We start from the raw sequence: 16,527 nt of genomic DNA, 5'->3' as shown, positions 1-16,527 counted from the left end.
CCCCATTTTTTGTGTCCTGCTTTTGCCTAAATGCTTTCTTTGGTGTGGAAAGGGGCATAACCCATCGCTTCTTCCATTAATGTATCGCGCTCATAGATGTCATTACGGAATTCTGGCATACCATTACTGTTTGGTACGACAGTAAAGTAAACCAAATAGACAGGTAGCTCATCCTTCAATGAGATGACTTTGGTTTGCTTGGATTGGCGTGCTTGAGCCAGCTGATTTTGGCGTTTTTTATCGCCAGCCACCAGTAAATCGGCAAAATCTTCTGGACGCTCTAAGCGAATACAGCCAGAGCTGAAGGCGCGGTCTTGTTCTCTAAAAAGATGCTTCGCTGGCGTGTCGTGCAGATAAATATCGAACTTGTTGGGAAACATAAATTTATAGGCTCCCAGAGCATTACCATCATCCGCCGTTTGTTCAAAGCGGTAGTGAAGGTCTTCAGGTTTGATGTCATTCCATTTTATTGATAATGGATCCAATCGTTTTGCGCCAATGCTCCAGCTAGAGTAAAGCTGATAACCATTTTCGGTTAAATAACTGGGGTTCTTCTGCAGCTTAGGCAGTAGATTCTCGCGGGCAATGCGCATAGGAACGCGCCAAGTTGGATTGGTGACCATATAAGTCATTTTGCCATAAAATACATTGGTTCTTCGTTCTGGCTTGCCAATCACCACCTTCATGCTTTCATTTTGGCCGTTCAAGAAAATATGAGCTGTATAGGCAGTTAAATCAACCCAAACGCGATTGTCTTCAAGTTGTGTGGGTAGCCAGCGCCAGCGCTCTAAATTATAAGCAATTTGTTTGGCGCGCTCTTCCAAAGGAACATTGAGCATTTGTATTGTTTGAGTGCCGGCTGCACCATCAGGTGCTAAATGATGGCGCTTTTGAAAGCGTTTTAACGCTTCACGAATGTCATTATCAAAATAGTCTTCATTCACTTTGCGACTAGAGAATCTGATGTCCCCTAATTGAACCAATCGCGCACGCAGCTGAGCCACTCGCGGTCCTTCATCGCCAAATCGTAAAGGTACGCCTACCTCAATACGGATATCGCCTTCTTTTTGAGCGGTTTCCTGATAAAAAACCAGCCAATTTTGAAGTACTTGATAATCGGGTTGCCGAGGTGCAAGGGTTGGTAAGTAATTTACCATATTGGTTGGCGAGTCTAAGAACAATAGGTTTTGCCAGTCTTTACTAGGTGCATCAAGGCGCCAATTGGGGTCAATTAACTGCGGCTCATAACGGCCATTAGAAAGATCGTGAGCATAGCTTGAAAGGGCAATGGTTGCGATCACGTCGAGTTCAGCAAGCTGTTGTGAACTTGGCTTCTTGATTGCTAAGTATTCCTTAAGTGTTTCAAGATGGTAGTGGACAGGGTTAAGGCCATGGCTTCGCGCGCTTTCGAGTGTATCAACGAGCTTATAAATGGCCATGTCTAGTTGTGTTTCTTTGATCCATATAGGATCAAAATTACGGAACTCATAGGCCTCTAAGACGTTCTTATTTGGTAACGCTTGACCTGCGATGGGTGTAAATGCTTCCAGCATCCAAGACACTTGTTGTCGAACGCTACTTTCAATCTGAGTATCGGAAGGGGGTGTTTCAATGAAGTTTTTAGTCTGAGTGCTGGGTGTATTGGAGGAGCAGCCGGCTAACATGGCGCAGGTGACAAGCGCTGTACCGAAATGACGTGTAAACGATTTCATGTAAGGTCCTTTAAGCGGATGTTCGGTTGTGTTGAGGACTCCATATCGTCAAGGATTGCTAGCGCCTGGTCTCGGTGTTTACCACAAACATATTCCACTGCTTTGAAGTTTGCGCAGACAGCAGGGCGTTCGGGTTGTCCAAATATTTTACAGCCGAATTGCTCGTCAAGCTGGATGCAGGGTACGCCCGCAGGTTTGCCTTTAGGCATGCCGGGAATGGGGCTGGAAATAGAAGGAGCAATGCAGCAAGCACCGCAGTGAGATCGACAATTCATGGGACTCTTTTTACAAATGTTCACTGATTTACTACTAAGAAACAGACGTTAAATGTTCAAAACGCTGTTACATTCAATTTGAGTGATCTTAAGGGTAGCAGAATGTATAACATATTAGTGGTTGAAGATACCGCTGTTGTTAGAAAAATCCTCGCGAAATTAATAGGTGCAAATCCTTTCTTTCGTTGCGTGATGTGCAAGGATCTAGCGACAGCTCGGGAAGCTATGAAGCAAGATGTTGTATTTCTTGCGGCGGTAGTGGACCTAAATTTGCCTGATGCCCCGAACGGCGAGGTGGTTAATGAGGTGTTGGAGAAAGGTATTCCAACGGTCGTATTAACTGGGAATTTCAGTGAGACCCTGCGCGGCCGTTTGTTGGCAGAAGGTGTTCTAGATTACATTACAAAAGACTGTCGCTTTGCCTACAATCAAGTGGTCAAAGTGCTCGATCGTCTGCGTAAAAACACGCAGACGAAGGTGTTGGTTGTGGATGATAGTTCTGTTAGTAGAAACATTATTTGCAATCTATTAACAAAGGCCAAATTTGAAGTGGAAAGCGTCAATGATGGTCTTGAGGCTTTGCAAAAATTAAAAGAAAACCCTGATATTAAGTTGGTTATTTCAGATCATCATATGCCGAATATGGATGGCTGTGAATTAGTGAAGGCGCTGCGTGAACAGCCTTGGTATCAGAATTTGGTGTTCATCGGGGTATCTTCCGAAGGGGATGGCCTGATGTCGGCAAAGTTTATAAAAGGTGGTGCAAATGATTTTCTAAAGAAGCCATTTCACCATGAAGAGTTTTATTGGCGTGTGTTTAGCAGTTTGGATTCCATGGAAATGCTGGAAACGATCCAGTTGGCGGCGAAGTTGGACTCCCTAACGGGGTTATTTAACCGAGGATACTTGTTTGAGCAGGGTGAAGAGTTGTTCGCTAAGCGAGATAGTCTTGAGTGTCTAAGTGTTTGTATGTTTGATTTAGACGAGTTTAAGCAGGTGAATGATTCATTGGGGCACCGTATTGGCGACGAGCTGATCGTGCAATTTGCTAAATTACTGCAGGAGAGCTTTCCGAGTGATGTTGTAGGGCGCTACGGCGGTGAGGAGTTTGCTGTTATTTCAGCTAGGCCAGAAAGAGTAATGCGATTAAGTATACAGCAGTTTATGAAGTCGGTTCGCTGTATGTTATTCACTGAGAAGCGCTTGGCGGTGACTTGCAGTATTGGTATTTGCATGAGACCTAAGGATGGTTTGATTGCAGCGTTCGAATCTGCAGATCTTCAACTATATCGTGCAAAAAATGGCGGACGAAATCGTATCGAACCGTTTGATAGCGAAGTAGCATAAAGGTTGGTGCTTACTAGGCTCTGCTATATGTGTCCTATAAAAGAAAAAGCCCGCAGCGTGCGGGCTTTTCTGCTACTGAAAGACGTTTAGCCTTTTAATAGTTTGTTTAGGATTGGTGTCACCATACCTGGATTGGCTTTACCTTGAGAGGCTTTCATGACTTGCCCCATAAAGAAGCCAATCATTTTTTTCTGTTTGTCTTCATCAGAGGCGCGGAACTGCTCAACTTGAGCTGGATTGGCATCAATAACACTTTGAATTACGGCTTCGATGGCGCCAGTATCTGTTACTTGCTTGAGACCTTTCGCTTCAATGATGTCATCGGCTGAGCCTTCACCATCCCACATGGCTTGAAGAACGCTTTTAGCTGTTTTGCCATTGATAGTGTTGTCTTCAATGCGAACCAGTAAGCCGCCTAAATGTCCGGCAGATACCGGTGATTCAGAGATGTCTTTCGACTCTGAGTTAAGGTATTTGCTTAACTCACCCATGACCCAGTTTGCGGCAAGCTTGGCATTGCCTGCTACGTTTGCAGTTTCTTCAAAATAGTCAGCCATAGCGCGTGTAGCAGATAAAACGCCCGCGTCGTACTCACTTAGCTTGTATTCAGACATAAAGCGATCCGCTTTTTGCTTGGGTAGCTCAGGGAGGTTGGCTGCAATTTGGTCAACGTATTCTTGCGTTAACTCGATAGGCAGTAAGTCTGGGCAAGGGAAGTAACGGTAATCGTTGGCTTCTTCTTTGGAGCGCATGCTGCGAGTTTCATCTTTGTCTGGATCGTATAAGCGAGTTTCTTGAGTGATCTTACCGCCATCTTCGAGGATGTCAGCTTGACGTTCGATCTCAGTGTAAATGGCACGCTCAATAAAGCGAAACGAGTTTACGTTTTTGATTTCCGTACGAGTACCATAGGCTTCTTGACCTTTAGGGCGCAGAGAAATGTTGACGTCACAGCGCATGTTGCCTTCGGCCATATTGCCATCACAGATGCCTAGGTAAGTGACAATTGAATGAATCATTTTCACATAGGCAACCGCTTCTTTTGCTGAGCGGATATCTGGTTCAGAGACGATTTCAAGAAGCGGTGTGCTGGAGCGATTAAGATCAATGCCCGTCATGCCGTGGAAATCTTCATGTAAAGATTTGCCTGCATCTTCTTCTAAATGGGCGCGTGTGATGCCTACGCGTTTCACTGTGCCATCATCTAGTGTGATGTCTAGATACCCCTTGCCTACGATAGGATCGTCCATCTGACTGGTTTGATAACCCTTGGGCAGGTCTGGGTAAAAGTAATTCTTGCGCGCGAAAATTGATGTCATGCCAATTTCAGCATTGACAGCATGACCAAACATGACGGCCATACGAAGAGCTTCTTTGTTGAATACAGGGAGTGCGCCAGGCATACCAAGATCAACAAGTGTTGTATTTGTATTAGGCTCTGCACCAAAACTTGTCGCGGCACCAGAGAATAATTTAGAGTTGGTCGATAGTTGGGCGTGGATTTCCAAGCCGATGACAACTTCCCAATTCATATTTACGCTCCTTCTGCCAAGCTAGGGTTTTTGGTGTGCCAATCTGTTGCTTGTTGGAACTTGTGTGCAACATTTAAAAGCTTGGCTTCAGAAAAGTAGTTGCCCATAATTTGCAGGCCGACTGGCATGCCATCCGCAAAACCTGCTGGAATGGACATGGCGGGAACGCCAGCTAAGTTAACCGATAGGGTGTAGATATCTTCTAGGTACATGGCAATTGGGTCGTCTGTTTTAGCGCCAATACCAAATGCAGTGGTTGGTGCAACAGGGCCCATAATGACATCTACTTGTTCGAACGCCTTAACGAAATCTTCTTTAATCAGGCGGCGAATGCGTTGAGCTTTTAAATAATAAGCGTCGTAGTAGCCTTCCGATAAAGCGTAGGTACCAACCATGATGCGTTTTTGAACTTCTTTGCCGAAGCCTTCGCCACGTGAACGCTTGTACATGTCCATTAAATCTTTTGGATCTTCACAGCGGTAGCCGTAACGAACGCCGTCAAAGCGAGATAGGTTTGAGGATGCTTCTGAAGGAGCGATGACGTAATAAGATGGAATGCTTAGGTTTAGGTTTGGTAAAGAGATTTCTTTAACCGTTGCGCCCAGTTTTTCAAACTCTTTGACTGCATCTTGGATCGCTTTGGCAACGTCGTTGTTCAGTCCATCACCAAAGTACTCTTTTGGAAGGCCGATGCTTAAACCGCTTAAGGGTGCATCTAGGTTTGCAGTGTAGTCTTCTGTTGCTATTTCTGAGCACGTTGAATCGTTTGTATCAAAGCCAGCAATCGATTGCAGTATGTGCGCACAATCTTCTGCTGAGCGAGCCATAGGGCCGGCTTGGTCAAGGCTGGAGGCGTATGCGATCATACCGAAACGAGAAACGCGACCATACGTTGGTTTTAGGCCTGTGATGCCGCAAAAAGAAGCGGGCTGACGAATCGAACCACCTGTATCAGTGCCTGTCGCAGCAACACATAGGCCTGCAGCCACCGCGGCAGCGGAGCCACCAGAAGAGCCACCGGGTACTTTGTCTAGATTCCAAGGGTTTTTGACGGCGCCGTAATGACTGTTTTCATTTGAAGAGCCCATGGCGAACTCGTCCATATTAGTCTTGCCCAATGTGATGGCGCCAGACGCCTGCATACGGCCGGTTACGGTTGATTCGTATGGCGGTATGAAGTTATGCAGCATTTTTGATGCGCATGTCGTTAAAATACCGTCAGTACAAAATAAATCTTTGTGGGCAATGGGGATCCCTGCTAGCGCACTTGTTGAGCCGCTGGCGATTAATTTGTCGGCGGCTTCTGCTTGGGCAAGGGCGATTTCATCGCTCACGGTAATGTAACTGTTCAATTGGCCGTCTAGTTGCTTGATGCGCGCTAGATAGTCTTGCGTCAGTTCAACGCTGGAAATGTCTTTTGCTCGCAATTTTTTGGCGAGCGAAGTAATGCTTTGATCAACCATTTAATTAAGCTCTTATTCGATAACTTGAGGAACCAAGAAAAGGCCCGCTTCGGTTTGAGGTGCGTTTGCAAGGAAGGCTTCACGACGATTGCCTTCCGTCACGACGTCATCACGTAAGCGCTGTTTTGCTTCGAGCGGATTAGATAGCGGCTCAACTCCATCAGTATCGACGGATTGCATTTGTTCAACCAAATCAAGAATGCTTGTTAAAGAATTCTGGTATTGCTCGGCATCGTTATCATCTAACGATAAACGAGCAAGGTGCGCGATTTTGAGCACGTCTTGCTTTTCTAGAGACATGTTTCACCTAATTTTATCGGTTTTCAAAAAATAGGCTCATTGTAGCGCCATTACGAAAAGGTAGAAAGCGCATGGAGTAAAAATATCGATTATTCCTATGCCAAGTGAAAAACCACCAATAAACAAAGATATATGCGTAAAGAAATCGCATATTTATGCCCTTTCGACTTGCCCAAAGTACCTCGGGTTGTTACATTTTCTCACTATTCGTAATGGATCTTTTCAGGGTGTAGAAATTCATGTTTAAAAAAATTAGGGGAATGTTCTCAAGCGACCTATCCATCGACTTGGGAACAGCCAATACCCTTATTTACGTGCGCGATCGTGGAATCGTTTTGGATGAGCCGTCTGTTGTAGCAATTCGTCACAATGGTAATCAAAAAACTGTAGCGTCTGTTGGAGCTGACGCGAAGCGCATGTTAGGACGTACGCCTGGAAACATTACGGCTATCCGCCCGATGAAGGACGGTGTAATTGCCGACTTCCATGTAACCGAAAAAATGCTTCAGTACTTTATTTCTAAAGTACATGAAAACAGTATGTTAAAACCAAGTCCTCGAGTTTTAGTGTGTGTGCCGTGTAAATCAACGCAAGTTGAGCGTCGCGCAATTAAAGAATCGGCTTTGGGAGCGGGGGCCCGCGAAGTATTTATTATTGAAGAACCAATGGCCGCTGCAATTGGTGCAGGTCTTCCGGTTGCTGAAGCCTCTGGTTCAATGGTAATTGATATCGGTGGTGGTACCACTGAAATTGCGATCATTTCCTTGAATGGCATCGTAACGTCTGAATCTATTCGTATTGGTGGTGACCGCTTTGATGAAGCGATTACTACGTATGTGCGTCGTCAGTACGGCAGTTTGATTGGTGATGCCACGGCAGAGCGCATTAAAACAGAGATCGGTATGGCGTACCACACTGGTGAGGAGCTTCAGATTGATGTTCGAGGCCGTAATTTAGCTGAGGGCGTACCTCGTGCCTTCACGTTAAAAAGCACTGAAATCCTAGAGGCTTTACAGGAGCCTTTGGCTCAAATTGTACAAGCGATTAAAGGCGTGCTAGAGCAATCTCCGCCGGAGCTAGCTGCTGATATTGCTGAATCTGGTCTCGTGTTAACGGGCGGTGGTGCGTTGTTGCGTGAAATTGATCGATTGATCAGTGATGAGACAGGGTTGCCTGTAATCGTTGCCGATGATCCGCTTACGTGTGTTGCGCGTGGTGGTGGTATGGCATTAGAAATGATGGACAAACACGCTTCTGAATTATTCTCTCCTGAGAGTGACTAAGATTAGGAGCTTTTCCCATTAGCAGTTCTGCGTTTTTATCGAGTAAAGTTTCCAGCGCACGTTTTGTTGTGCTGGTATTGCTATCCCTAGCAATGATTGTGGGAGAGTTGCAATATAAAGTCTTTACTCCTATCCGTCCTTACCTGACTTGGCTGGTGACGCCGATTCAGGTTGTGGTTAGTGCACCTCAAAAGATGATCAGTTGGGCAGAAATGCACCTTGATAGTCGTGAGAATCTTGTTGCTCATAATCAATCACTGAATCAAGAATTACTTATGTTACGTGGTCAGCTGCAACGGTTAGATTCGTTGAAGGCTGAAAACGTACGTCTGCGTGAACTATTAGATGCTTCCCAGCGTGTTGACGAGAAAGTGGTGATGGCAGAAGTGATTGGCTTCGATCAAAATGCATACAGCCATAAAGTATTAATTGATAAAGGTTTCTCTAATGGTGCTTATGTAGGTCAACCGGTATTGGATGCCACAGGCGTGCTCGGTCAAGTGGTTGAGACCTCAGCGTATACTAGTCGAGTATTATTGATTGCCGATGCAAGTCATTTTGTACCTGTTGAGTTGGCTCGGACAGGCCTCAGAAGTGTGTTGCGGGGCACAGGTGATATGCGACGAATGGAACTGATGAGTGTTCCGCATACGGCGGATATAAAAAAAGGTGATATTTTGACCACAAATGGTCTGGCAAATCGATTTCCTGTGGGTTACCCCGTTGGAGTGGTGCGAAATGTACGACACATTTCTGGTAAGCCTTATGCTGACGTAGATGTCGTGCCGCTTGCCCAGTTAGGTCGAAGCCGACATGTTATGCTGATTGAGCGAGCCGAAGAGGTAGAGAAATGAAATCTACCATTATTTTTGGACTGACGTTTATTGCGGCTTTGATGTTAGAAGGGTTGGTGTTTCCTTCCGATTTAATTTGGTACAAACCAGAATGGACTTTGCTCGTTATTCTGTATTGGGTGATTGCGCTGCCGTTTAAAGTCGGTGTGGGTATTGCTTGGTTTTTAGGGTTGTTGGTTGATTTGTTGCAAGGGGGTGTCATTGGTCAGCACTCATTGACATATGTGATTGTTACGGCGGCTTGTGCGAGCCTGTATAAGCGGCTTCGTATGTATCGTCGCTGGCAACAGAGTATTTTTATATTTCTGCTTATATCAATCAATCAGCTGGTTGGGTTTTGGATTGATCATTATGCCGGTGATGCGGACCCGACACTGATGATCTTTATGCCCGCCGTGGTGTCTGCCATTTTATGGCCATGGTTGTTTGTGTTGTTACGCAGTATTCGCAGGCTATATTCGATTCAATAATAGGCTTTTAAATGATTATTCTTGCTTCCGCGTCACCTAGAAGAAAAGAACTGCTCTCTAAACTGGTGAATGAGTTTCAAATCATTCCAGCAGACATTGATGAAACCCCTTTTGCTTTAGAAAACCCCGATGAATATGTGGTACGCATGGCCAGAGAGAAAGCTGAGGCCGTTGCCAGTCAGCATGACTTGTCACATCGGGACATTGTGATTGCTTCGGATACCAGTGTGGTATTGGGAGAGAGTATTTTGGGTAAACCAGCAGATTTCGAACATGCAAAAAGTATGTTACGAGCCCTGTCAGGACGAAAGCATCAAGTAATGACGTCCTTGTGTGTCTGTAATGCTGGCTTGAACCGTGTTGCGACAAGTAATGTAATCTCTGATGTTGAGTTTCGTGAGATCTCGGATCTTGAAATTGAGCATTACTGGAATACTGGCGAGCCTGCTGACAAAGCTGGAGCCTATGCTATTCAAGGATTGGGTGGAATGTTTGTAAAACATATTTCCGGCTCCTTTTCTGCTGTCGTTGGGTTACCTGTGTATGAGGTGACGCAACTTTTGGCTGAATTCGGTGTGAGCCCATTAAAGGAGAAAATTCGTGAGTGAAGATGTATTAATCAATGTGACACCCATGGAAATTCGGGTAGCGCTCGTTGAAAACGGTGTGCTGCAAGAAGTCTATATAGAGCGCTCTACTCGAAAAGGGATCGTAGGCAATATTTATCAAGGTAAAGTTGTGCGTGTCTTGCCTGGGATGCAAGCCGCATTTGTAGACATTGGCCTGGAGCGCGCTGCTTTTATCCATGTTTCTGAAGTGGTCGATCGAGATGCAGTCAATCCCAGCGACCAAATAGGTGATTACTTACGTGAAGGCCAGTCTTTAGTGGTTCAGGTAACAAAAGATCCTATTAGTACCAAAGGTGCGCGTTTAACGACACATTTGTCTATTCCTTCCCGTTATTTGGTGTACATGCCAGATCAAGCTCATGTCGGTGTGAGCCAGCGTATCGAGGATGAGGTGGAGCGTGATCGATTGAAATCGTTGGTTTCTAAGGCGCTTGAGGATCGTGACGAAACCAGTGGTTACATTCTTAGAACGGCAGCTGAGCGTGCTGGAGAAGAAGAAATTCTTTCCGATATCAATTTCTTAACTCGATTATGGCAGTCCGTTAAAAAGCGTATTTCCAATGTCAAAGCTCCCGCCGTAATCTACGAAGATTTACCCTTGCACCTACGTACTATGCGCGATCTGGTCAGTCTTTCGACAGAGAAGATCCGCATTGATTCAAAAGAAAACTACGCTAAATTACGTGGTTTTGCTGAAGACTTTATTCCAGACTTACTGGATCGGATTGAGTATTACCCCGGTGAGCGTCCAATCTTTGATTTATACAGTGTTGAAGATGAAATCCAGCGTGCACTTGACCGTAAAGTTCAGCTTAAATCGGGTGGCTACCTGCTAATAGAGCAAACAGAGTCAATGACGACCATTGATGTGAATACTGGTGCGTTTGTTGGAAGCCGGAATTTAGAAGAAACAATCTATAAAACCAATTTAGAAGCGGCAACGGCGATTGGTCGACAACTGCGCCTTCGAAATCTTGGAGGCATCATTATTATCGATTTTATTGATATGGAGGATGATGAGCATAAACGTCAAGTGTTGCGTATGCTTGAAAAAGTCTTAGAGAGCGACCACGCTAAGACTAAGATAACTGGCGTATCGGAGCTGGGCTTAGTTGAGATGACTCGCAAGCGTACACGTGAAAGTTTAGGGCAAGTATTATGCGAGCCTTGTCGTTCTTGTCGTGGTAGTGGCTTTGTCAAAACACCTGAAACTGTGTGCTATGAAGTGCTTCGTGAAATCATGCGCGCAGACCGAGCTTATGATTCTCAGACCTATACTGTGTTAGCAAGCAGTTCAGTAGTAGAGCGTTTCTTGGATGAAGACAGTACGGCAGTGGCTGAACTGGAAGCTTTTATTGGTAAAACGATTCGTTTTCAAGTGGACCCTGTTTATACCCAAGATCAATATGATGTGGTATTGCGCTAACAGGGGTTCTACTTATGCGGGTTATAAAGACAGCGTTTAATTTTACGTTTTGGGTGCTGGTTGTTGCGAGTGTGCTGCTGGCTGGCGTTGTCTTGCTTGCAAAAGTAGGCTTGCCCTTAGTTAACGTATACCAGCCTCAAATTGAGCGTAATTTGACACAACTAACGGGTATGAAAGTACGCGTTGGTGAGGTGTTTGGTGAGTTAAATGGGATCAATGTTGAGCTGAGAGGTTCAGGGATTCATATTGATACAGCTTATCAAGCAAGTGCTATTAGTGTTGAACATCTCGTTCTAGAGTTAGATATTCCTCGTACGCTTTTAACGTTCTCCCCGCAGTTTAAAAATGTAGCGCTATCAGGTGTGAGCTTGTTGTTGCATGAAGATGGTACAGGGAATGTTGCATTAAAGGGGTTGGCAGAATCCACTAAAACATCAGGTGGTGACTCAGTTGCTATTTCTCGCGTGCTTAATTACGCTGCAGATCAGCAGCAAATGTCACTCATTGATGTAGATGTTAACATTTCCAGTCCTAGATTTGATGATCTAAATGTCTCCGTTCCCGCGACGTATCTCATTAAGCAATTTTCTAAAACTCTTGTGCGGTCCGATATATTTGTTAATGACATGGACGACCCAGTTCAAGTGCGGGCTCAAATTAGCACGGATTTAACCAATTTCTTGCAGCAGCAAGTTGTTACTTATATTGATGTTCCTCAAGTTACCTTGCCGCTCGATTGGGTGGGTATGGATGCACTGAAGAGCTTGAATTCGGTATCTTTAGCAGGCCAATACTGGCTTACCTATCAGCCTGGAAAAGGCGTCACCGCACAAGCCCGTAATAGTGCATTTGAATTGGCTTTTGAAGATCAGATGCCACTTAAGGGGCAAGGCGATTGGAAAGTTAAATACACACCTGACGGTGTCAATGCATCCATAGACAGTTTGCGCTTCGATGACGGTGAGCGTTCTTATCAAGATGTTCGCATTAATGCGGAGTGGGAGCGAAATGGAAATCGTACTTATATTGTATTTAACAAAATGGATGCGCAAATTGCCACGCGTGTCGCGTTGAACTTTATACCTGAGGACTGGCGTTTAGCGCAAATCTTAACGGGATTGGATCCTCAGGGAGAGGCGCGGAATGCTTCGTTACGTCTTTGGGATGAACATGACACATTAAGATATCAATTCTTGAGTAACATTATTGATGCCCAAGTGAAAGGACATGACGGTATTCCAGCAGTTAACCATGTGAATGGTTTATTTTCACTTACGGACTCTCAGGGTGGTATTGAATTTAAGGCGCATAATAGTCAATTGGCGTTTCCAACGCTCTATGATGATGTATGGGATATTGCCAGTGCTGAAGGTGAAGTAAGTTGGACGCGACAAGATAAAGCCTTTGTGGTGACGGGGCAGTCACTAAATATTCAGCGTAATGGGGCAACCATTCAGGGTGGTTTTCGTTTAGAGCAGCCTCTTGAAAATGGGGTAGGTGAGGACTGGCTGGCTTTAAATATGAATGCTCAGCATATTAAAGAGGAAGACCGTCTTATCTTTGTCCCGCCGAATGCATTATCCGACTCATTGCAAACGTGGTTGAGTCAATCTCTGGGCGCAGGTGAGGTTGAAAATCTTGATTTACTGTTACGAACGGGCTTAAAAAAAGGTGACCAGCCGTATGTGCGTTTAGCCATCGATGCTGAATTAGATCAAGTTACATTTGATAGCAATTGGCCCTCGGCTAAGTCAGTAGTGGGACGCGTGATGGTTGACTCCGATAAGGTCGATGTTGTCGTTAAGCGTGCTGTTTTTGCCGGTTTACCCGTTAAAGGATTAAGTATTGTCGTGCCTTTAAAGGGAGATCACTCTGGTTGGGTTGAGGTATCTGGACAGGTTTCTGACAAGGCCAGCAATTTATTGGCGGCTTTAAATCAAACGCCGTTAAAAGAGTCGGTTCTTGAGTCTTTTGTTGATTGGGAAGTGGGGGGGAAGGTCTCGGGCTCTTTTGCTGTGGCAGTACCGATATCAGGGCAAAAGGATGAGCCAAACGTATCTCTTGACCTTGCATTTTCCGAAAACAATGTTCGGGTCTCACAGATTGACTTGCCGGTGAAAGTTGTCTCTGGCGCGCTACATTATAGTGATCAAAAGGGTCTTTACAATACCAATTTCAAGGTGGCGGCGCTGGGGGCTCATAGCAACATAGCGTTGTCATCTGAACGGTTGGAGTCAGGAGGCCTTGCGGTCGACGGTGTGATTAGCGGAGTGTTCGATAGTAAGCAGCTAGCGATTTGGCGACAGGCTCCTCAGCCTATTATTACGCGCTTAGAAGGTGAGACATCGTATCAAGCGACTCTTGCAATAGGTCGCTCTAAACCTGAGCAAGTTGATTTTAATGTTACTTCTGATTTAAAAGGTGTCTCTTTCGCTATGCCTTTGCCCTTGGCTAAGCGCTCGGATGAGATTCGGCCTACATCGGTATCTGTGACAGTGATGCAGGGTGAGGTTTTTTTAGACGTGTCCTCAGCGGATTGGTTGTATGGTAAATTCCTAATAGCCGAGGGTGCGTTGCAAGGTGGCAGTATTTCAGCATTTAAGCCTCTAGAAAGTGACATGGTAGTGAAAAAAGGCATTGCACTCTATGGTCAATTTACTCAGTTGGACTGGCTTCCTTGGTCGCCTATCATGAGTGAATTTAGCCACGTTGAGGCAGGGGGCAATGCGAGCGATGACGTTCAACCTTTCACGACAGAATTACCAGAGTGGATGCGTTCCGCTGATATCATTGTCGATAAATTGCCTATTAATGACAATAATGAATTGAATAATGTAAAGGTTACCTTTACCCGTGCAAAAGACGGGCATCCACTTGCGATAACGTCAGATGAGATGAACGCAGTCTTACGACAAACGGATGCGGGTCCTGAGCTTTACATTGCTTATCTAAATTGGCGTACTCAACAAGATGCATCGAACGATCAACCTGAAACTGATGAAACAGTATTTCAGCCAGGCGTTATTCCGTCGATCTCACTTAAAGTAGATGAAGTGTACGTAGATAATCGCCCTTACGGTGATTGGCAGGGTAGGGTGGTGAATCTTGGGGATTCGGTGCGTATAGAGGATGTTTCAACTAAGTTGCCAAAAGGCCAGTTTAATGGGCAGATTTTATGGCAGGGTGGGCTTGAGCAGTCTGTTAAGTTAACAATCCAAGCGAAAGGTGAAAATGCTCGAGAGCTGACTAAAAAGTTCTCGCCAACACCGTTTTTAACTTCTAAAAATTATGATGTCGATGTGTCGTTGGATTGGGCTGATTCGTTGCTTGCATTCGATCGATCGTCATTAAATGGAAAAATTAAATTCCAAGTGCGTAATGGCAACTTTAACCAAGTTGATCAATTACCGCCTTTTCTTCGATTGTTGGGTATATTCAACGTGGATGCGTTAGCTAAACGCTTAACATTTGATTTTTCAGATTTGTATGAATCTGGCACACCTTTTGATCGCTTTAGTAGTGTATTGACCATTACTAATGGTATTTTGAATACCACAGAGCCAGTTAAAGTGGTATCGCCAACGGCGGAAATAACGCTCGAAGGTTCTGCGAACTTGGTGAATGAAACGTTAAATGAGCGTTTGACTGCGACAGTGCCCATTAGTAGTTCCTTGCCCGTTGCTGGTTTACTGTTAGCGACGCCCCAGATAGCTGGCCTGCTTTTTATTACAGATAAGCTCATTGGTGATCAAATATCTAAGGTAACCAGTATTCAATATAAGATAGAAGGTGACTTTAGTGAGCCAACAGTCACTCCAGTGCCTTATTCCCCTATTAGATAGAGTTATTAGGAGACGACTATGTTCAACGTTTCTTTGGTTCAGTTTACTAGCTCTACGGATTGGCGCTGGAATTTAAAGCAAGCTGTAGAGTTAATGGCTCAGTCGTTAGCCTTTCAGCCTAGTCTTATCGTTCTGCCTGAGAATATATTTTTATTTGACGCCAAGCAAATGCGTGCATTGGCTGAGGGGGAAGGAACAGAGATTATCCTGTCTGAAATCATGTCGTTTGCTCGTCAGCATCAGGTGTATATATTAATTGGTTCTCATCCAATGGCAAAGCGCCCTGATGGCAGTGATGTTAAAGACGGTAGAGTAAGGCAGTCTTGCTTGCTAATTTCCCATGAGGGTGATTTGGTAGCGCGTTATGATAAAGTGCATTTGTTTGATGTGTTAGTCAATGATAAGGCGGCTGTGTACCAAGAATCGCGTTTTATTGAGCCCGGTGATGTTTCGACTGTGGTCTATGACATGGCGGGCGTTAAATTAGGTTTGAGTATTTGTTACGATCTGCGCTTTCCGGAGCTGTATCGCTGTTTGTTAGAGCAAGATGCGGACTTAGTTGTTGTACCTTCAGCGTTTACCCATAAAACAGGGTCTGCTCATTGGCATACATTGTTACAGGCGCGAGCGATTGAGAATCAGTATTTTATGTTAGGAGTAAATCAAGCTGGTTGGCACAATGAGACTCGGCGTACTTTTGGTAATACGGTAGCCTATTCGCCGTGGGGTGACATGTTGGGGTGCTTAGATGATCAAGAGGTTTCAGTATTGAATGTGGCGCTCGACCTTGATGAGATTGAGAAGGTCAGACGGGCGATGCCTTGTAAAGGGCATCGCCGTATCCGCTAGGATTTAAAGTAAACCTAGCTTTGCATCTTGAGCTTCGCGTAAGAACTTAAACAGCTTTTTACGGCTTGTTGTTGTCTTATTCTGCTCCACTTCTTTTTTGGCCATACGAACCAGAGAGCGCAGTTGTTGAATATCAACATGAGGGTTGGCAACGATATACTGGTCCAGTATTTCTTTACCGCCGTCACCAATTAACGCATCACGCGTTCCTTCCAGTTGATGGAAGCGTTTGTTGTTGGCCGCTGATGTGCTATCAAATAACTCTAGACGTGCAGAAATAGCGTCTGCATCTTCAGTGCGCATCACTTTTCCGATGTATTGTAAGTGGCGACGCTGTGCGCTCCACTGTTTAATTCGGTCTGCTTCCACTAAAGCATCGCGCATAGTATCTGACATCGGTACTTTTTTACGTTGGGCAGGGTTCAGCTTGACCAGTTTAGCGCCCAAGTCTTGTAGAGCTTCCATTTCCCTTTTGACCTGGGTTTTGCTTTTATAGTCTTCTTCGTTTTCGTCGTAATATTCAAAATCAGTCATGGTTAATTCGT

General features: G+C 45.0%; 14 protein-coding genes. 8 read left to right on the top strand and 6 right to left on the bottom strand.

Annotated features, from left to right (window positions below; translation table 11 throughout):
- Positions 1–26 precede the first annotated feature (26 nt).
- Together ACPUEK_RS13870 and ACPUEK_RS13865 are read right to left on the bottom strand one after the other, a co-directional pair.
- Complete coding sequence (locus tag ACPUEK_RS13870; RefSeq protein WP_425641098.1) at positions 27–1,712, bottom strand: L,D-transpeptidase family protein; 1,686 nt, start codon at positions 1,710–1,712, stop codon at positions 27–29.
- A complete protein-coding gene (locus ACPUEK_RS13865; RefSeq protein ID WP_425641097.1) occupies positions 1,709–1,987 on the bottom strand; it encodes a YkgJ family cysteine cluster protein in 279 nt (92 codons plus the stop codon). The genes ACPUEK_RS13870 and ACPUEK_RS13865 overlap by 4 nt, the downstream gene beginning before the upstream one ends.
- 102 nt (positions 1,988–2,089) lie before the next feature.
- Here ACPUEK_RS13865 and ACPUEK_RS13860 point away from each other — a divergent pair, with 102 nt between their 5' ends.
- Complete coding sequence (locus tag ACPUEK_RS13860; protein ID WP_425641096.1) at positions 2,090–3,334, top strand: diguanylate cyclase; 1,245 nt, start codon at positions 2,090–2,092, stop codon at positions 3,332–3,334.
- 86 nt (positions 3,335–3,420) lie between these two features.
- On the opposite strand, the gene gatB is transcribed toward ACPUEK_RS13860, so the two are convergent.
- From gatB to gatC, 3 genes are read right to left on the bottom strand one after another with little or no spacing between them, the layout of a single operon-like run.
- The gene (gene gatB / locus ACPUEK_RS13855; RefSeq protein WP_067223291.1) at positions 3,421–4,866 is read right to left on the bottom strand and encodes an Asp-tRNA(Asn)/Glu-tRNA(Gln) amidotransferase subunit GatB; all 1,446 of its coding nucleotides are present in this window, start codon (positions 4,864–4,866) and stop codon (positions 3,421–3,423) included.
- A 2-nt stretch (positions 4,867–4,868) separates the two neighbouring features.
- Positions 4,869–6,329: an Asp-tRNA(Asn)/Glu-tRNA(Gln) amidotransferase subunit GatA gene (gene gatA, locus ACPUEK_RS13850; protein ID WP_067223289.1), complete on the bottom strand. Its 1,461-nt coding sequence runs from the start codon at positions 6,327–6,329 to the stop codon at positions 4,869–4,871.
- A gap of 12 nt (positions 6,330–6,341) precedes the next feature.
- Positions 6,342–6,629, bottom strand: a complete 288-nt coding sequence (gene gatC, locus ACPUEK_RS13845) for an Asp-tRNA(Asn)/Glu-tRNA(Gln) amidotransferase subunit GatC (protein ID WP_067037502.1) — start codon at positions 6,627–6,629, stop codon at positions 6,342–6,344.
- Between the two features lie 239 nt (positions 6,630–6,868).
- Between gatC and ACPUEK_RS13840 the strand changes: the two genes are divergently transcribed.
- From ACPUEK_RS13840 to ACPUEK_RS13810, 7 genes are all read left to right on the top strand, one after another.
- Positions 6,869–7,912 carry a rod shape-determining protein gene (locus tag ACPUEK_RS13840; RefSeq protein WP_067037504.1) on the top strand — a complete coding sequence of 348 codons (1,044 nt, stop codon included), beginning with the start codon at positions 6,869–6,871 and terminating at the stop codon, positions 7,910–7,912.
- 68 nt (positions 7,913–7,980) lie between these two features.
- Entirely contained in the window at positions 7,981–8,766 is a 786-nt protein-coding gene (gene mreC / locus ACPUEK_RS13835) for a rod shape-determining protein MreC (protein ID WP_425641095.1), read from the top strand.
- Positions 8,763–9,236 (top strand): rod shape-determining protein MreD, encoded by a 474-nt coding sequence (mreD, locus tag ACPUEK_RS13830; protein ID WP_425641094.1) that lies wholly within the window; start codon positions 8,763–8,765, stop codon positions 9,234–9,236. The genes mreC and mreD overlap by 4 nt, the downstream gene beginning before the upstream one ends.
- 11 nt (positions 9,237–9,247) lie before the next feature.
- On the top strand, positions 9,248–9,844 hold the full coding sequence (locus ACPUEK_RS13825) for a Maf family protein (RefSeq protein WP_425641093.1): 597 nt from the start codon (positions 9,248–9,250) through the stop codon (positions 9,842–9,844).
- Entirely contained in the window at positions 9,837–11,291 is a 1,455-nt protein-coding gene (gene rng / locus ACPUEK_RS13820; RefSeq protein WP_425641092.1) for a ribonuclease G, read from the top strand. Before ACPUEK_RS13825 ends, rng begins: the two co-directional genes overlap by 8 nt.
- Before the next feature lie 14 nt (positions 11,292–11,305).
- Complete coding sequence (locus ACPUEK_RS13815) at positions 11,306–15,133, top strand: YhdP family protein (RefSeq protein ID WP_425641091.1); 3,828 nt, start codon at positions 11,306–11,308, stop codon at positions 15,131–15,133.
- Positions 15,134–15,151: 18 nt separating this feature from the next.
- Complete coding sequence (locus tag ACPUEK_RS13810; protein WP_425641090.1) at positions 15,152–15,982, top strand: carbon-nitrogen hydrolase family protein; 831 nt, start codon at positions 15,152–15,154, stop codon at positions 15,980–15,982.
- Between the two features lie 3 nt (positions 15,983–15,985).
- On the opposite strand, the gene yjgA is transcribed toward ACPUEK_RS13810, so the two are convergent.
- Positions 15,986–16,516 carry a ribosome biogenesis factor YjgA gene (gene yjgA / locus ACPUEK_RS13805; protein ID WP_067037519.1) on the bottom strand — a complete coding sequence of 177 codons (531 nt, stop codon included), beginning with the start codon at positions 16,514–16,516 and terminating at the stop codon, positions 15,986–15,988.
- Positions 16,517–16,527: the final 11 nt, after the last annotated feature.

The sequence above is a fragment of the Marinomonas gallaica genome, from assembly GCF_049821165.1.
Classification (GTDB): Bacteria; Pseudomonadota; Gammaproteobacteria; order Pseudomonadales; family Marinomonadaceae; genus Marinomonas; species Marinomonas gallaica.
Note: the sequence above shows the minus strand (reverse complement) of the source record. Positions and strands in the feature narration are given on the sequence as shown.